The organism is Janthinobacterium sp. SUN073 (assembly GCF_030397665.1).
In the GTDB taxonomy this organism is placed as follows: Bacteria; Pseudomonadota; Gammaproteobacteria; order Burkholderiales; family Burkholderiaceae_D; genus Janthinobacterium.
Genome location: NZ_JAPUBT010000014.1, coordinates 6,744 through 23,535, shown reverse-complemented (window position 1 = coordinate 23,535; position 16,792 = coordinate 6,744). Strand labels below are relative to the sequence as shown.

General features: G+C 62.1%; 11 protein-coding genes. 1 reads left to right on the top strand and 10 read right to left on the bottom strand.

Going from position 1 to position 16,792, the window contains the following annotated elements:
- Window positions 1-44: 44 nt before the first annotated feature.
- The 6 genes from O0882_RS26115 to O0882_RS26090 all read right to left on the bottom strand — a co-directional run bounded on the left by O0882_RS26115 (window position 45) and on the right by O0882_RS26090 (window position 6,696).
- Window positions 45-962 (bottom strand): AraC family transcriptional regulator, encoded by a 918-nt coding sequence (locus tag O0882_RS26115; RefSeq protein ID WP_289952711.1) that lies wholly within the window; start codon window positions 960-962, stop codon window positions 45-47.
- Between the two features lie 14 nt (window positions 963-976).
- Entirely contained in the window at window positions 977-2,458 is a 1,482-nt protein-coding gene (locus O0882_RS26110) for a mannitol dehydrogenase family protein (protein ID WP_289952709.1), read from the bottom strand.
- Window positions 2,458-3,507: an ABC transporter ATP-binding protein gene (locus tag O0882_RS26105; RefSeq protein WP_289952706.1), complete on the bottom strand. Its 1,050-nt coding sequence runs from the start codon at window positions 3,505-3,507 to the stop codon at window positions 2,458-2,460. Before O0882_RS26105 ends, O0882_RS26110 begins: the two co-directional genes overlap by 1 nt.
- 30 nt (window positions 3,508-3,537) lie before the next feature.
- A complete protein-coding gene (locus O0882_RS26100; RefSeq protein WP_071078291.1) occupies window positions 3,538-4,356 on the bottom strand; it encodes a carbohydrate ABC transporter permease in 819 nt (272 codons plus the stop codon).
- A 10-nt stretch (window positions 4,357-4,366) separates the two neighbouring features.
- Window positions 4,367-5,227 (bottom strand): sugar ABC transporter permease, encoded by an 861-nt coding sequence (locus O0882_RS26095; protein ID WP_289952703.1) that lies wholly within the window; start codon window positions 5,225-5,227, stop codon window positions 4,367-4,369.
- A 158-nt stretch (window positions 5,228-5,385) separates the two neighbouring features.
- Window positions 5,386-6,696, bottom strand: coding sequence for a sugar ABC transporter substrate-binding protein (locus tag O0882_RS26090; protein ID WP_289952701.1), 1,311 nt, complete (start codon window positions 6,694-6,696; stop codon window positions 5,386-5,388).
- Window positions 6,697-7,006: 310 nt separating this feature from the next.
- Here O0882_RS26090 and O0882_RS26085 point away from each other — a divergent pair, with 310 nt between their 5' ends.
- Entirely contained in the window at window positions 7,007-8,302 is a 1,296-nt protein-coding gene (locus O0882_RS26085; RefSeq protein ID WP_289952700.1) for a carbohydrate porin, read from the top strand.
- Window positions 8,303-8,377: 75 nt separating this feature from the next.
- Here O0882_RS26085 and O0882_RS26080 read toward each other — a convergent pair whose 3' ends face one another.
- The 4 genes from O0882_RS26080 to O0882_RS26065 form a co-directional block, all read right to left on the bottom strand.
- Window positions 8,378-10,714: a glycosyl hydrolase family 18 protein gene (locus O0882_RS26080; protein WP_289952698.1), complete on the bottom strand. Its 2,337-nt coding sequence runs from the start codon at window positions 10,712-10,714 to the stop codon at window positions 8,378-8,380.
- 103 nt (window positions 10,715-10,817) lie between these two features.
- The gene (locus O0882_RS26075) at window positions 10,818-12,251 is read right to left on the bottom strand and encodes a glycoside hydrolase family 19 protein (protein WP_289952696.1); all 1,434 of its coding nucleotides are present in this window, start codon (window positions 12,249-12,251) and stop codon (window positions 10,818-10,820) included.
- A gap of 290 nt (window positions 12,252-12,541) precedes the next feature.
- The gene (locus O0882_RS26070) at window positions 12,542-13,384 is read right to left on the bottom strand and encodes a sulfotransferase (protein ID WP_289952693.1); all 843 of its coding nucleotides are present in this window, start codon (window positions 13,382-13,384) and stop codon (window positions 12,542-12,544) included.
- Window positions 13,385-13,539: 155 nt separating this feature from the next.
- Window positions 13,540-16,792 (bottom strand): YDG domain-containing protein (locus O0882_RS26065; RefSeq protein ID WP_289952691.1); only part of this gene is annotated, 3,253 nt, incomplete at its 5' end.

The following is a 16,792-nucleotide window of genomic DNA, read 5'->3' as shown; positions in this document are numbered from 1 at the left end:
TCAGGCTGTCCCCGCCCGTGTCATCGAATGTACCTCAAAAAACCTCAGGCGCCAAAACGGCCCAGCGCCTGCTGGCGAAACTCCTTCGGCGTCATGCCCTTCAATTCCAGGAAGCGCCGGTTGAAATTGGCCACATTGTTAAAACCCGCCTCGTAGCAGATGTTGCTGACATAGCGCTCCGTCTCCATCAGCAGCTGGCACGCCTTGTTGATGCGCAGGCGGTTGACGAAGTCCGTGAAGCTGTTGCCCGTGGCGCTGCGAAAGAAGCGCGAAAACGTCCGCTCAGGCATGTCCACTTGCTCGGCCAGCTGTTTCAACGAAAACTGGCTGCTGTAATTGTGCACGATGAAGTTGATGGCTGAACTGATGCGCGCCAAAGCCACGTCATCGTCGCTCGACTGCATGGGCACCGTCGACAGCAATTGGTAATCGCTGGTCTGCGCCAGTTCACCCAGCAGTGTCAGAAACTCGATGAAGCGCGGCAGGCCGCTGCTGTCGCGGATGCGCCGGAAGCGCCGCAGCGACTGCTCACTGACGCCGAAAAATTCCACGCCATGCAGGGCACGCTGCAGCAGCGGGAAAATCCCTTTCAGTTCCGGGATGACGGCGGCCATTGACGCCAGCGGCGCATGCGAAAACTGGAGCACCATGTCGCGCAGGGCCACGCCTTCCGGCGGCGTGTCGAGCGAGACCCAGTTGTGCGGCACGCGCGGCCCCGTCAGCACCAAATGGCCGGGCGCAAACTGGCCGATATAATCGCCCACGAAGACCTTGCCGCTCGTCTCGACGATCAGGTGCAGCTCGTACTCGTCGTGATAATGCCAGCGCACCAGCGCATTCGGAAAGCCGTGCTCCAGGTAGCGGATGAAACCGAAACTGCCTTTCGGCTCGAAACCGGGCGTGGCGTCGCGCTGCTGTTCCAGCTCCATCTGCGGCAACGAAACATCGGCTTTGCGTGGCATGGCGCGCCCTCCCCTCAGGCCACGCTCTGTTCCAGCGCCGCGCGCGCGCCCAGCCCGTACAGGCTGGCCAGCGCATCGCTCACCGCCTGCGTGAACGGGGGCGTATCGCAGAGGTCGCCGAACAGCTCGCGCAGGGACAGCAACGGCTTGGCGTCCGCGCCGCCCTGCAGCGCCAGCGCGCGCAGGCGCGCCGCATACGGGTCGCTCAAAGGCATCTCGCGCCCCAGCTCGTCGTGGCCTTCCAGGTAGCGGAACCAGCACGCCACCGTGAAGGCCAGCAGCTTGATGGCGCCGCCCCGGGCCAGCGCTTCACGCACGGACGGCAGCACGAATTTCGGGATGCGTGCCGAACCTTCCGTGCCGATGCGCGCCAGTTGGTCGCGCACGGCCGGATTCGAAAAGCGCTCGATCAGGGTAGCCTTGTACAGCTCCAGGTCGATGCCTTCCACGGTATCGAGCAGGGGCGTGACCTCGTCATCCATCATGCGCCGCACGAGCAGGCGGATGCCAGGGTCAAGCATCGCTTCATGCGCAAACGTGTAGCCGAGCTGCATGCCGATGTAGCACAGGGCCTGGTGGCTGGCATTGAGCAAGCGCAGCTTCATCTTTTCATACGGCAGCACGTCGTGCGTCATCTGCGCGCCCACCAGCTCCCAGGCCGGGCGGCCCTGCGGGAATTCATCCTCGATGACCCACTGGCGGAACGGCTCGCACACCACGGGCCAGGCGTCGAGGATGCCAAAGCTATCGCGCAGCAGCGCCCGGTGTTCATCGGTGGTGGCCGGCGTGATGCGGTCGACCATGCTGTTGGGGAAGCTGCCATGCGTGGCCAGCCAGCGCGCCAGTTCCCCGTCGCGCAGGGCGACAAAGGCCAGCAGCATCTTGCGCGTCACGTCGCCATTGTTTTGCAGGTTATCGCAGGACATGATGGTAAACGGCGCCAGGCCCCGCTGATGGCGCAGGGCCAGCGCAGCGGCCAGGTAGCCGAACGAGCAGCGCGGCGCCTCGGGATGGGCCAGTTCATGCACGATATCGGCATGATCCGCGTCAAACTCGCCCGTGCCCTGGTTGACGTAGTAGCCGCCCTCGGTGATGGTCAGCGCGACGATGCGCGTGCCGGGGTCGGCCAGTTTTTCCAGCACGGCCTGCGGCTCGTCGGGCGCATACAGATACTCGCCGACGCTGCCGATGATGCGCGCCGAGTCGCCGGCCGCGCTGCGCTCGACCACCGCATACAAACCGTCCTGCGCCCGCATGGCGTCGCGCATGGCCGCGTCATGCGCCAGCAAGCCCACGCCGCAATAGCCCCATTGCGCGTGTTCCTGGCCGGGCAAGGCCAGCAAGTCGTCGAGGTACACGGCCTGGTGGGCGCGGAAGAAGCCACCCACGCCGATATGCACGATGCTGGCCACGAGCGTCTCGCGCGCGTACGCGGGCACGGCCACGTTGGCCAGCAACTGCGCCAGGTTCGCCTGGTTCAATGCGATGGCGTCCATTACAGCGCTCCTTTCGCGGCCGCATAGGTCTTGCCGGCGCGGTCAAAATAGTGGACGAAGCCCGGTTCGAACGTCAAATGCGTCTGCTGGCCCGGCTGCAGGCTGCTGCGTTCGGCGCCGCGCGAGACCACCTGCACATTGTTCGGCAAGCGCACATAGGTCAGCGTTTCCACGCCCAGGGACTCGACCAGGTCGACGATGACGGGCACGCTGCCCGGCTGCGCCGTGCCCAGGTGCACGTGCTCGGGGCGGATGCCGACGAAGCCGTCCGCCTGCGCCGCGCTGCCCGCCTGCGCCAGCAACTGCGGCGCGGCGTCGGCGGGCACCACGTTCATGCTGGGCGTGCCGATGAATTGCGCCACAAAACGGTTGGCGGGATGGTCATACAGTTCCAATGGCGAGCCATGCTGCTCGATCTGCCCGTCGCGCAGCACCACCACCCTGTCGGCCAGTGTCATCGCCTCGACCTGGTCATGCGTGACATAGATGGTGGTGGCGCCCAGCTCGCGGTGCAGCTTGGCGATCTCGATGCGCGTCTGCACGCGCAGGGCCGCATCGAGATTCGACAGCGGTTCGTCGAACAAGAACACTTTCGGGTCGCGCACGATGGCGCGGCCGATGGCCACCCTCTGGCGCTGGCCGCCCGACAATTCTTTGGGCGTGCGCTCCAGGTATTTCCCCAGGTCGAGGATGGCGGCCGCCTTGTCGACTTTTTCGCGGACGATGGCCGGATCGACGCCGGCCAGTTTCAGCGCAAAGGACATGTTCTGGAACACCGTCATGTGCGGATACAGCGCATATGACTGGAATACCATCGCCAGGTCGCGCTTGGACGACGGCACGTTCGTGATGTCGCGCCCGTCGAGCGACAGCTTGCCGCCGTCGATCGGTTCCAGGCCCGCGATCAGGCGCAGCAGGGTGGATTTCCCGCAACCGGACGGTCCCACGAAGACGACGAACTCGCCCTGTTGGATGTCCAGGTCGATGCCCTTGATGGCGCGGTGCTCGCCAAAGAATTTTTCGATATTGCTCAGTTGAAGGTAAGCCATGATAGTCTCATTTCTGATTTGTTTTCGATGCTACTTGACGGCGCCAAAGGTCATACCCTGGACCAGTTGTTTTTGGCAGAACCAGCCCAGCGCCATGATGGGCGCGATGGCCATCAGGGAAGCGGCCGACAATTTCGCCCAGAACAGGCCCTCCGGGCTGGAATACGAGGCGATGAGCCAGGCCAGCGTGCCCGCGTTCGATGCCCCCAGGTTCAGCGACCAGAACGATTCATTCCACGACCACACCATGCACACGAGGGCCGTGGAAGCGATGCCACCCACGGACAGGGGCAGCACGACGTGGCGGAATTCATCCCACACGGTGGCGCCATCCATGCGCGACGCCTCTAAAATTTCGCGCGGCAGCTCCTTCATGCTGGTGTACAGCAGCCAGATCATGATGGGCAGGTTCATCAGCATGAACATGATGGTCAGGCCGATGCGCGTGTCAAGCAGGCCGAAGTACTGGTAGCAGATATAGATGGGCATCAGGGCGCCCACGCCGGGCATGTAGCGCGAGCTGAGCATGAATTTCAGCAAACCGATGGTGCCTCCCGTGGGAAAGAAAGCCATCGAATAGGCGGCCGGGATGGCGATCAAGAGGCCGATGGCGGTGGACACCACGCTGGTAAACAGCGAGTTCCACGCGTAGCCGAAGTAATTGTCGCGCGCCAGCACTTCGCGGAAGCTGTCGAGGGTCGGCGTGAAGAACAGCAGGGGCGGCGTGGAAATGGCTTGCCCTTCCGTCTTGAAGGCCATCAGGCCCAGCCAGAAGATGGGAAAGAACAGCAGCAGCGCACACAGCCAGGCGGCGGCCGTGCGGCCATACAGATTGAATTTGCTATGCATCAAGGTCTCCTTATTTCGACAGATTCTTGCCGATGACGCGCATCAGGAAAAAGGCGGCGATGTTGGCGATGAGCACGGCGAACAGGGCACCGGCCGAGGCCGCTCCCACGTCATACGACAGCAGCGCCTGCTGATAGATCATGAAGGTGATGGTGGTCGTGTCGAAACCGGGACCGCCGCCCGTGGTAGTGAAGATTTCCGCGAAGATCGACAGCAGGAAGATCATCTCGATCATCAGCACCACCGAGACGGCGCGGCCCAGGTGGGGAATGTAGAGATAGCGCAACTGCTGCAAATAGGTGGCGCCATCCATGCGCGCCGCTTCCAGCTGCTCGCGGTCCATCGATTGCAGGGCCGTCATGAAGATCAGGCAGGCAAACGGCAGCCATTGCCACGAGACCATCATGATGATGGAAAACAGCGGGTGGGCCGACAGCCAGTCGACGGGCGTGGCGCCAAAGAAGATGCTGATTTGCGCGAACAGGCCGTAGATCGGATTGAGCAGCATGTTCTTCCACATCAGGGCGTTCACGGCCGGCATGACGAGGAACGGCGAGATCAAGAGCACGCGCACGATGGCGCGCCCGGGGAACGCTTCATTGATCAGCAAGCCCAGCGCCGTGCCCAGCACCACCGTGATCAGCATGACGGAAAACAGCAGGGTAAAGGTGTTCTGCAATGCGGGCAGGAACGAGGCATCGGTAAAGAAAAAATGGAAATTGGCCAGGCCATGGAAAGGATGGCCGCTCGGATCGAGCATGGAATAGCGCACGAACGCGTAAAACAGGGTGATCAGCAGCGGGATCACGGAAATGACGGAGACGGCGACCACGGCCGGCGTCAGCAAAGTCCGGGGGATAAGGCGTTTCATAGGGTTCTCTTGAGACGTAAGGTATCTTTTAAACCCGCAAGGCCAAGATACCGGGGTCGGACCCTGAGGGTCCGACCCCAGCTTTCGCCTTTCGGGTTACAACAGCATCACCTGTTTGCATACTACAAACCGCGCAGCAGGTTTGGCAGGCTATCGTCTTACTTGTAATAACCACCTTTACGCATCTCGCGTTCCGCCGTCTGCTGCGACAACTCCAGCGCCTGCTCGACCGTCACCTTGCCCAGCAGCGCCGCCGCCATCTGCTGGCCGGCCGCCACGCCGATCACCTGGAATTCTGGGATGGACGCAAATTGCACGCCCACGTACGGCGACGGCAGCATGGTGCTTTGCACGGCGCGCGTGGTGGCCAGGGCCTTGCCTTCGGCGGCGGCAAATTTCGCCACTTTCTGGAACTCGGGGCTGGCATATGTCGACTTGCGCGTGCCCGTCGGTACGTTGGCCCAGCTCGTTTCCTTGGCCACCAGTTTCACGTAATCGGGCGAGGTGGCCCAGTTGATGAAGCGTTGCGCTTCATTCGGGTGCTTCGAGCTCGATGGAATCGCCAGCGACCAGATCCACAGCCAGTTGGCGCCCCGCTCCGTCACGCCGATGGGCGACTGGGCAAACGCCACCTTGTCGGCCACCTTGCTTTGCTTGGGGTCCGTGATGAAGGAGGCGGCGATCGTCGCGTCGATCCAGATGCCGCACTTGCCCTGGTTGAACAGCGCCAGGTTTTCATTGAAACTGTTGGCGGCGGCGCCCGGAGGGCCATATTTCTTCATCAGGTCGACATACATGGTGACCGCGTCCTTCCACGGCTTGCTGGTAAATTGCGGTTTCCACTGCATGTCGAACAGCTGGCCGCCGTAGGAATTGGCCATGGTGGTGATCAGGGCCATGTTGTCGCCCCAACCCGGCTTGCCGCGCAGGCAGATGCCGTACACGCCGTTGGCCGGATCGTGCAGCTTGGCGGCCACGTCACGCAACTGGTTCCAGGTGGGACGGTCTTCGATCGTCACGCCCGCTTTTTTGACCAGGTCGCTGCGGTACATGATCATCGAGCTTTCGCCATAGAACGGTGACGCGTACAGTTTGCCGTCGCCGGAAAGGCCTTCGCGTATGGCCGGCAGCAAGTCGTCGATATCGTATCTGGCGTCCGGCTTGATGGGGATCAGCCAGTTTTTCTTGCCCCAGATGGGCGTTTCATACAGGCCGATGGTCATCACGTCGAACTGGCCGCCCTTGGTGGCGATATCGGTGGTCATGCGCTGGCGCAAGACGCCCTCTTCCAGGGTCACCCATTTGAGCTTGATATCGGGATTGGCTTGCTCGAAGAACTTGCTGAGCTTTTGCATTTCGATCATGTGGCCGTTGTTGACGGTGGCGATGACCAGGTCGGTGGCGGCAATCGCGGACGAGGCGAAGCAGAAGGCGCCGGCGCACAGCGCGGCAATGGCGGAACGTTTCATTGTGTGTCTCCAGTGTTTTTTGTCGTTGGCAATGCTCAGGTACTTAGCACCACGACCACAATGTAGCACCGGACTTTGATACTTTCTGATACTCCAAAACCGCAATTCGATACTCTTTTGCAGACCCGCTATGCACCAGAGTATCGATATTGAGTAAAAACAACACTTTGAAAGAAAGTATCGTCACTTGTACGTTTTGTATCGGCCTGGTTAAAAAAGCGCTGCTAGACTTGGTTTTCGGCATTAGACCGTATGCGCTGGCCCTCCTCTTGGGCGCCAGCGCTACCACCTACATTTTTCTGGAGACCGCATGAATCGCACTGCATTGAAAACCTTACCTGCCCTGATCCTGGCCATCGCCAGCGCTTCCGCCCTTGCCGATCCCATGTACCCAAGCGATACCGAAGGCTTCCACGGCTACCTGCGCGCCGGCGCCGGCAGCAATACTTCGGGCGGTGGCGGCTCGCAAGGCTGCTTTGGTCTGGGCGGCAATACCATGAAGTATCGTCTGGGCAATGAGTGCGACGCCTACACGGAATTCGGCTACACCAAGTCCGTCGCCAAGTCCGGCGGCGTGAACTACCTGGCCACCATCTGGGTCAACGCCTACGCGCCAAACTCGGATTTCGGCGACAACAAGGTGGGCATCGTCAAGGCGTATGTCGAAGCGCAGGGACTGGACTTCCTGAACGGCGGCACGGCCTGGATCGGTAAGCGCTTCTACTACCGTCCTGACATCCACATGCTGGATCTGCAATACATCAACATGAACGGCACGGGCGCCGGCCTGGACCGCATTCCTGCAGGACCGGGTAAATTCTCGTACGCCTTCTTCAAGGACAACGACTTCAACAAGTTCGATGACAGCCTCGGCACGATCAGCGGCAAGCCGGGTGCCTTCCTCGGCACCCGTTCGGCCGTGCGCCAGAACTTCATCTACGGCGAGATTCCCGTCAATGAAAACGGCACGCTGGACCTGGCCGCGACCTACATCATCGGCGAAGGCAAGGACAACGACATCCTCGGCAAGCGCAATAACGGCTGGCAACTGTCGGCCTTCCACCGTCAAGGTAAAGTGTTTGGCGGCGGCAATACCTTCGGCGTGCAATACGGCGTCGGTCCTGGTACGGGCAAGGGCGCGCAATTCGGCGCCTCGGGCGACACCGGTTTGGGTTCGGACGTGAAACGCACGCGCATCTTCAATGACATGGCGATCCAGCCGATGGAAAACTTTGGCATGGAATTCGTCGCCCTGTGGCAAAAAGACGAGTCGAACGCCAATGGTTCCTCGACCTGGACCTCGGTCGGCGTGCGCCCTGTGTACGCGTTCACCAACAACTTCAAGCTGGTGGGTGAACTAGGGACGGACAGAGTGACGCAAGCGGGTGGCCTGCCGGCCAAGCGCCTGACCAAGCTGACCATCGCGCCGACGATCTCGGCCGGCCCTGGCCTGTGGTCGCGTCCTGAACTGCGCGCTTTTGTCACATACGGCAAATGGAACGATGCGGCCACCGCGTCGGTCAATGCGTCGAACAACGGCGGCCCGATCTACAACAACAATACCAGCGGCACCTCGTATGGTTTCCAGGTAGAAACCTGGTTCTAAACTGGTTCAGCGTTAAACACTAAAAAGGGCGGAACCGAGGTTCCGCCCTTTCCTGTTTACCCTACCGGATGCAACTTACGGCAGCGCCACCGGCAATTCCGGGTACTCCTGCGTCAATGCGTACCTGGTGCCGCCCACGGTGACCGTGTAATTGGCCGGTCCCGAGATCGGCAGGCGGTAGTTCAGGGTCAGCGCCACGGAGCCGCCCGGCGCCAGCGATTGCCAGGCGGGAATCGCAAAGCGGGCGCGGTTGTAGTTCTTCGTGAAGCCGCCGATATTGTTCGGTCCCGTGTAGCCGGCATTGATCACCGTCAAGCCGAAGCCGGACTGGTCGCTCATGTCCGATGGCGCCGACACGGGATAATCGAACTCCACCACGGTGCCGCCCGGCAAAGTCGATGCCGTGTTGTTCTTCACCGTCATCACCGGGTTGATGGGGAAGTTGTTATCGCCCAGCTTCCAGCCGCCCAAAGTAATGCTGACGTTGGCCGCCGTGCCCGGCATGGCGATTTCGGCGCGCTTGTTGCCATACACGCCAGCCGTGCGGAAGGCCTGGTACAGCACGTCCGTCAGGGTGGTGCCCATGAAGTACTCGCCCTTGCCGCCATTGCGCGTGGCATCCCAGGCATAGTCGCCCGCCATTTCCCAGATCATCACGCCGCCGATATTGTTGTTGACGATGTACTGGGCCTTGGCCGCGATCGACTGCGTGGTTTCCGTGGAAATGAACACTTTCTTGGTCGCATTCCACAGCCACGGCGCCACCATGGTGCTGCTGTAGTACGGCACATACGTGCCTACCAGTGCCTTGTCCGTGACTTTATACGCGTCGAGGTAGCTTGGCACGATGCCGTTTTGCAAGTTCAGCGCATGCCAGATGGGGTTGCCACCACCGGGCGTGGGCTTGCCTTGCGAGTCGAGGTCGAACCACATGTTATCGATGCCGGTGGCGCCCGTGCCGCACGTCTTGGTGCCGGCGCAGGTGATGGTGGAGCTGATCAGTGGCGTCGTGCCCCACAGGCCGTTCGTGCCGCCCGTGACATCCTTCCAGCCCCGCGTGTAGAACGGCACGCCGATATTGATGCGCCCCGCCTGCATGGCGCCCCGGTAGTAGCGGTAGGCCCAGTCCGTGTTCAGGTAGCCGATGTTCTGGTACTGGTAAGCGTTGCCGGCACGCAATTCGCCATCGTTGCCATCGTCAAACAGCGCCGCGTTCGGTCCCACATACTGGTTCCACGCGCCGTGCAAGTCGTAGGTCATCAGGCTGGCGTAATCGAGATATTTCAAGCCCGACATGTTTTCTTCGCCACGCAAGACCCAGCCCGAGGCGGAGCCGGCAATGGTCAGCAGATAGTATTTATTGTCCTGCACCGCCGCTTCGTCGAGCTTCTGGCGCAGCACTTTCAGCAGCACGTTGTAGCTCGTCATCAGGCCGGCCAGGCGCGGTTTCGAGACGGCGAAGTCGTTCGGATTGCCCGCTTCATTGTTGGTGGTCGGGTGTTCGTAATCGACATCGACGCCATCGAAGAAGTTGTACTGGCGCACGAACGCCACCATGGAATCGGCCAGGGTGTTGATGCCGGCCGTGTTGATGCTGCCGTCCGCATTCGTCGTCGCCGTGTAGAAGCCGCCGCTGCCGGCCCAGCCGCCCACGGAAATCATCAGTTTGACGCCCGGGTACTTCTTCTTGTATTGCGCCAGCAAGTTGAAGTGCCCCTTGTACGGCAAGGACGGGTCCATGGCCGCCGCCGGCACGTTCGGCCAGGTCAGGCCCGTGTCGGGATTGGCCGCGCCGCTGCCGATGGCGATTTTCGAGGTGGCCGGATCGACGGAAGCGAACGCATAGTTCAGGTGGGTGATCTTATCCCACGGCAAGTTATTCACCAGGTAAGTCGGGCTGCCATCGACACCCGTGCGCCAGCTGGCGAAATAGCCGACGATGCGCCGGTTCAAGCCATTGCCCAGCACTTCGCGCCCGTTCGCGTCATATACCTTGCAATACGGCACATTCGGTACGGCCGAGATCAAGCCGTCCGGCCGGCAGGCCGTGGGGGTAGGCGTGGGTGTCGGAGTGGGGGTAGGTGTTGGCGTGGGTGTTGGCGTGGGTGTTGGCGTGGGTGTTGGCGTGGGTGTTGGTGTTGGCGTGGGGGTCGGCGTATCCGTCACGGCCCATGGTCCCCACTGGTCGGCGGCGCTGGGGACATTGCCCTGCGTCCACCACTTGGCCTTGTAGCTGACGCCCTGGTACAGCACGCACTGGCCGCCCGTGTAGGCGGTGGCGGCATCCCAGACGGCGCACGCTTCGACGGCGGCGAGCAAGGTGTTCGGGGTGGCGGTCGTGCCTTCCTGGCCGCCGCCGCAAGCGACGAGCACGCCGCTGAGCAGGGCCATCAATAATGCATTCGATTTCATGAGGTGTCTGTCTCCGTTATGGTTATACATCGAGAGCTTGTTGCAGGCCCCTATGGGGGCTCTTGTCAACTGTGATCCCTGGCCGGCTTTCCTGCGCTTGCTGTTACTGCAACTTCACATTCCAGTTGGCTTCCACGCATTTCACGTAGTTTCCGGCCAGCAAGGCGCTGTACGGCGTCTGATAGCTGACCAGCTGGCATTGGTTGTCGCCACCGGCGCTCCAATTCTTTTCCCAATAAATGTTGTAGGAAGCGGAACTGGCCGGGGTGAAGCGTTGCATGTTGGCGCACGATAATTGTTCGCCGGAATAATCCCAGCCCATGTCGGCGGCAAATTGCTTGTAGTAATCGATGCGGTTTTGCGCGGCCTGCTTTTCCGTGCCCTGTCCGCACTCGGCATTGATGATCATGATGGTGGTGGCGAAATTATTGCCCGCGCCGGCCGTCGTATCGACCGCGTTCGGCACCCAGGTGCCGTCAAGCACATGCAGCATCGACGGCTTCGGCGGTTGCGGATAGACAAAGAAGAACGTGGCCGAGGCCAGGTTCAGCCAGGTCGACGCCACCAGGTCCGGGTTTTTCAGCAGTACCGTTTGATCGCCGTCATGCATCGCTTGCGAAAACGGACCGTAGTTGTAGTTGTACGACAGCTGCTTGGCGCCGCGGCCGAAATACTTCTTGAAGCTGCCGTCGGCGTTCTTGCCGCAGGTCCAGACCTTGTTGAAGACGGGGTCGGCGCACTCGATGTTGTAGCCGCAGCCGGCGCCCGTCTCGTCGCAGCCCAGTTCGCGCAAATACTTCAAGCCCTGGCGCCATTGCGGCAAGGGGCTGCTGGCGTTATGGTCGCCCGTTTCCTGCCCGAAATGGGCGAACATGGTGGCCAGGCTGTGGCGACAGATGGCGTCCGCATTGCGCCCGTCGCTGTAGTCGTCGCACACGGCGGGGAACTTGGCCACGGCTTGCAGGAAACGTTGATAGGTATAGCTGGCGTCGCGCGCGGCAAAATAATAATCCCACTTCGCCGCCGGCAGCAGGCGTTCGACGCGCTTGACGTTGAGCGGATTGTTGGCCAGGCCAGGCTGCACGGCTTCGACGGCCGCATTGCCCAGGGTGCGGATCGAGGCCTTGACCTTGCGGAAGAAATCATTGTTCGTCAGCGCCGCCTCGTTCGCCTCGGCCTGGGCTTTGGTGGGCACGCCTGGCGTGGGAGTGGGAGTGGGAGTGGGAGTGGGAGTGGGAGTGGGCGTGGGTGTCGGGGTGGTGGTATCGAGGCTCCACGGTCCCCACTGGTCGTTGCCCGGCGCCGTGCCCTGCACCCACCATTTGGCCCGGTACACCTTGCCGTCGTACACGGCGCACTGCCCTGCCGTGTAGACAGCAGCGGCGCTCCAGGGCGCGCAACTGTCGCTGGCGATGGTCGCGGCCAGCAGGGTCGATGGGGGTTCGGTGGTGGAATTGCCGCCGCAAGCGAGCAGCGCGCTGCCCAGCAGGCCAGCCATCAAAGGCGAGGCCAGCCGGCTAATTTGCCGTGTCTTCACAATGTCTCCTGAACGTTGTACGAAAACTATCGAAGTAGCTTTTTATGTTGTACGTAAAGAAAGCACAGCGAAGCATCGGCTTTCTGCACAGAGAATGCGACGCCAAAAATTGGTAGTCAAGTGGTTTTATATAACGGGGTTTTTTACAATACCAGTGCCGTCAGGCGGTACGACCACGGTACGCCATGCGAAGAGTCAGGGAAGAGAAAATAGGAGGATTTTCGCCAGTTGCCGGCAATACCGCGCCGGCAGCGTTGCGGCAAGTGGTATCAGCACTGCCGCAGGTATTATCAGGCGGATGGCGTTGCCGCGCGCTGGTGTTGCGGATAATACAGCTCATAAAACCAGCCATACGCCTCCTCGATTTGCGCCTGGATGCGCGGCGGTATCGCATGCGGCCTGGGCGCGCTGATGGTCGCCTGCTGGCGGTGCGTGTATTTCATGCGGTAATGGCTGTCGCTCTCCTGGATGCCCACGGCCAGATCGTGCGGATCGATCTGCCATGGCGCCAGGCCCAGCCAGGCGTACAGGTGCGACATGCATTCCACCGGCCGCGCCATCAGGTCTTCAAAGCGCACGAAATACAGCTTTTGCTGCACTTCGACCGGCAGGTCCAGCACAGCGTGCAGGGAACTCAGGGGCGCGCCTATGGTGCGGTCCTTGGCAAACAGCATGTCCGCGCGCCCCATGCGGTCAAAATCGGCCAGGTGATCGATAAAATCGACAAGAATGGTGCGCTGGTGCTGCGCTTCGATGGAGCCGTATACCTGGCCCAGTTCGCGCACGCAGACAATGACTTTCGCTTCCGGCGCCAGTTGCAGCAGCATCTCCACGCAATGCAGCCAGGCGCGGTTCTTGTCCACCACACCCTGCTTGCCGCAATCCTGATACCAGCCGCGCAAGAAGCCCTGCATGGCTGTTTTCAGATGGCCATAACTGGCGTCGAAGGTGCTGTCGAGCTGCGACAGGAAAAAAGCATCGTCGCTGACCATGCGCCGCATGCCCAGCAAGGTATTGCACAGGGGGGAGCTATTGCCTTCGCAATGCAGGTCGGGATGCTGCGCCAGCAACTGGCACAGCAAGGTGGAACCTGCGCGTGGCAAGCCGGCTACGCCGATGAAATGGGATGTCATGCGATGGTACTTTCTGTTCTGCGCTGCTCGTCTGACGGAAAACAAGGATGGTGCAGCCATTATAAGAGTGTTGCGACGACGCGACGGCATAAAAAATGCCGCTTCGAAACACGAAGCGGCATCTCGGGCGACACCACGCGGTGACGCCGCGTGCTTTACTGGCTGTCCTGGCGCGTGCCGACGGAAATCTCGACTGGCAAGCGCAGGCCGCTATCGATCACGCTCAAGCGCAGGCCTGGCAGGACATTGCTGACGACGTTGCTGGCCAGTTGCACCACCGGCGCGCTGCCTGCGCCACCCTTCTCTGCCTCGCGCGGCGTATCCTGCGTGGCGGCAGGCTTGCCTGGCGCCGTTTCGCCACTGACGATCATGTCGGCCTGCACCATATTGCCCTGCGACGGCGCCACGGCAACGGCCGCGATCACGCTGGCGACAGCGCTTTGCAGCGCTTCCGTCGGCTTGACCTTCAGCACGCCTTCCACATAGTTCAAGGCGTAATTGTTCGACGCCTGACCCGATGCCGAGACCAGATAGTTGCCAGCTGCGGAAGCCGTAGTCGCCGGCGTGCTGAACACCAGGTTGCCGCTCACTTCGGCGGCCAGCGTGTCGCCACCGAGCAAGCCGCTGTAGCCGGCGCTGAAGTCGGGGTTGACGCGTCCCTGGTCTTTTTCAGTGTTATCGACTTTGACCGTCAGCGCTGCCTGCGAGATCGTGGCCGTGGTGCTGGCGCTGGTGTTGACCACGTAATTGCCCGCATCCGTGCCGCTCAGGCTTATGCCTGCCACCGTCACCGTCTTGCCCACGCCCGCATTCTTGTCGCTGAAAATGGCGCCATTGCTGGCAATACTCAGCTGGTCATTTGCGATGCGGTTGTCGCGCAAGGAAACGGCGGCAGTCGTGGTGGCGTCATACACCTTGTTGACGCCGCTGGCGCTGACCGTCAGGGCGGCTGGCGTAATCGTGGCCGTGGTACTGGCCAGGCTGCTGGCCAGCACATAGTTGCCCGCATCGGCACCGGCCAGGCCCAAACCGCTGATGACCACGGTCTTGCCCAGCGCCGCATTCTTGTCGCTGAAGGTGCCAAGAACGGGTCCGCTGCCCAGACTCAGGACGTCGCCGGCCACCATGCCATTGAAACTGGCGCCCGCCAGGTTCAGGCTGGCCGCCGTGCCACCGTCATACACCTTGTTCGCTGCCACGATACCGGAAATGGCACTGATGGACGCCGGCGTGATGCTGGCCGTCAAACCGGTCGGGTTGACCACCGTATAGTTGCTGGCCGCACCCGACCCGTCGAGCAAGGTCGTGCCGCTGACCGTCACGGTTTTGGCGTTCGCCACGTTCTTGTCGCTGAAGGCCGCCGTCTGGCCGCCGATGGCCAGGGTTTCGTCGGCCACCAGGCCGACCAGGCTGCCCCCGAGCAGTTGCGCCACCGCATTGCCATCGTAGACCTTGTTACCCGCGACTTGGCCCGCCACCGTCAGCGCCTTTTTCGTAATGCTGGCCGTCAAGCCGGTCGGATTGCTGACCGTGTAGTTGCTGGCCGAACCAGTCCCGTCCAGCAAGGTCGTGCCGCTGACCGTCACGGTTTTCGCGCTGGCCGCGTTCTTGTCGCTGAAGGCCGCCGTCTGCCCGCCGATGGCCAGGGTTTCGCCGCCCACCAGGCCGAGCAAGCTGCCACCAAGCAATTGCGCCACCGCATTGCCATCGTAGACCTTGTTGCCCGCCACCTGGCCCGCCACCGTCAGCGCTTTCGGCGTGATGCTGGCCGTCAGGCCCGTCGGGTCGCTGACCGCATAATTGCTGGCTGAACCGGAACCGTCGAGCAAGGTCGTGCCGCTGACCGTCACGGTTTTGGCGTTCGCTACGTTCTTGTCGCTGAAGACGGCTGTCTGCCCGGCGATGAGCAGGGTTTCGTCGCCCACCAGGCCGACCAGGCTGCCACCAAGCAGTTGCGCCACCGCATTGCCATCGTAGACCTTGTTGCCCGCCACCTGGCCAGTCACCGTCAGGGCCTTGGGCGTGATGCTGGCCATCACGCCGGTCGGATTGCTGACCGTGTAGTTGCTGGCCAAACCGGTGCCGCCGTCCAGCAAGGTCGTGCCGCTGACCGTCACGGTTTTGGCGTTGCCCGCGTTCTTGTCGCTGAACACCGCCGTCTGGCCGACGAAGGCCAGGGTTTCGCCGCCGACCAGGCCGCTCAGGCTGCCGCCGTTCAATTGCGCCACCGCATTGCCATCGTAGACCTTGTTGCCCGCCACCTGGCCCGTCACCGTCAGGGCTTTCGGCGTGATGCTGGCCGTCAATCCAGTCGGATTGCTGACCGTGTAGTTACTGGCCAAACCAGTGCCATCGAGCAAGGTCGTGCCGCTGACCGTCACGGTTTTGGCGTTCGCCACGTTCTTGTCGCCAAACGCCGCCGTCTGGCCGCCGATGGCCAGGGTTTCGTCGCCCACCAGGCCGACCAGGCTGCCGCCAAGCAGTTGCGCCACCGCATTGCCGTCGTAGACCTTGTTACCGGCCACCTGGCCCGTCACCGTCAGGGCTTTTGTCGTGATGCCGGCCGTCAACCCGGTCGGATTGACCACCGTGTAATTGCTGGCCGAACCAGTCCCGTCCAGCAAGGTCGTACCGCTGACCGTCACGGTTTTGGCGTTGCCCGCGTTCTTGTCGTTGAACGCCGCCGTCTGGCCGGCGAAGGAGAGGGTTTCGTCGCCCACCAGGCCGACCAGGCTGCCACCAAGCAGTTGCGCCACCGCATTGCCATCGTAGACCTTGTTGCCCGCGACCTGGCCCGTCACCGTCAGGGCTTTCGGCGTGATGCTGGCCGTCAAGCCGGTCGGGTTGCTGAGCGTGTAGTTGCTGGCCGAGCCGGAGCCGTCGAGCAAGGTCGTGCCACTGACCGTCACGGCCTTCGCATTGCCCGCGTTCTTGTCGGCAAACGCCGCCGTCTGGCCGCCGATGGCCAGGGTTTCGCCGTCCACCAGGCCGACCAGGCTGCCACCAAGCAATTGCGCCACCGCATTGCCGTCGTAGACCTTGCTGCCCGCCACCTGGCCCGCCACCGTCAGGGCTTTCGGCGTGATGCTGGCCGTCAAACCGGTCGGGTTGACCACCGTGTAGTTGCTGGCCGAGCCAGTGCCGTCCAGCAAGGTGGTGCCGCTGACCGTGACGGTTTTCGCATTGCCCGCGTTCTTGTCGGCAAACGCCGCCGTCTGCCCGCCAATGGCCAGCGTTTCGCCCTCCACCAGGCCGACCAGGCTGCCACCAAGCAACTGCGCCACTGCATTGCCGTCGTAGACCTTGCTGCCCGCCACCTGGCCCGCCACCGTCAGGGCTTTCGGCGTGATGCTGGCCGTCAAACCGGTCGGGTTGACCACCGTATAGTTGCTGGCCGCCCCCGCCCCG

Coding starts and splice junctions, on each gene's coding strand:
- O0882_RS26115 (WP_289952711.1), bottom strand. CDS start 962: ATGCCACGCAAAGCCGATGTTTCGTTGCCGCAGATGGAGCTGGAACAG.
- O0882_RS26110 (WP_289952709.1), bottom strand. CDS start 2,458: ATGGACGCCATCGCATTGAACCAGGCGAACCTGGCGCAGTTGCTGGCC.
- O0882_RS26105 (WP_289952706.1), bottom strand. CDS start 3,507: ATGGCTTACCTTCAACTGAGCAATATCGAAAAATTCTTTGGCGAGCAC.
- O0882_RS26100 (WP_071078291.1), bottom strand. CDS start 4,356: ATGCATAGCAAATTCAATCTGTATGGCCGCACGGCCGCCGCCTGGCTG.
- O0882_RS26095 (WP_289952703.1), bottom strand. CDS start 5,227: ATGAAACGCCTTATCCCCCGGACTTTGCTGACGCCGGCCGTGGTCGCC.
- O0882_RS26090 (WP_289952701.1), bottom strand. CDS start 6,696: ATGAAACGTTCCGCCATTGCCGCGCTGTGCGCCGGCGCCTTCTGCTTC.
- O0882_RS26085 (WP_289952700.1), top strand. CDS start 7,007: ATGAATCGCACTGCATTGAAAACCTTACCTGCCCTGATCCTGGCCATC.
- O0882_RS26080 (WP_289952698.1), bottom strand. CDS start 10,714: ATGAAATCGAATGCATTATTGATGGCCCTGCTCAGCGGCGTGCTCGTC.
- O0882_RS26070 (WP_289952693.1), bottom strand. CDS start 13,384: ATGACATCCCATTTCATCGGCGTAGCCGGCTTGCCACGCGCAGGTTCC.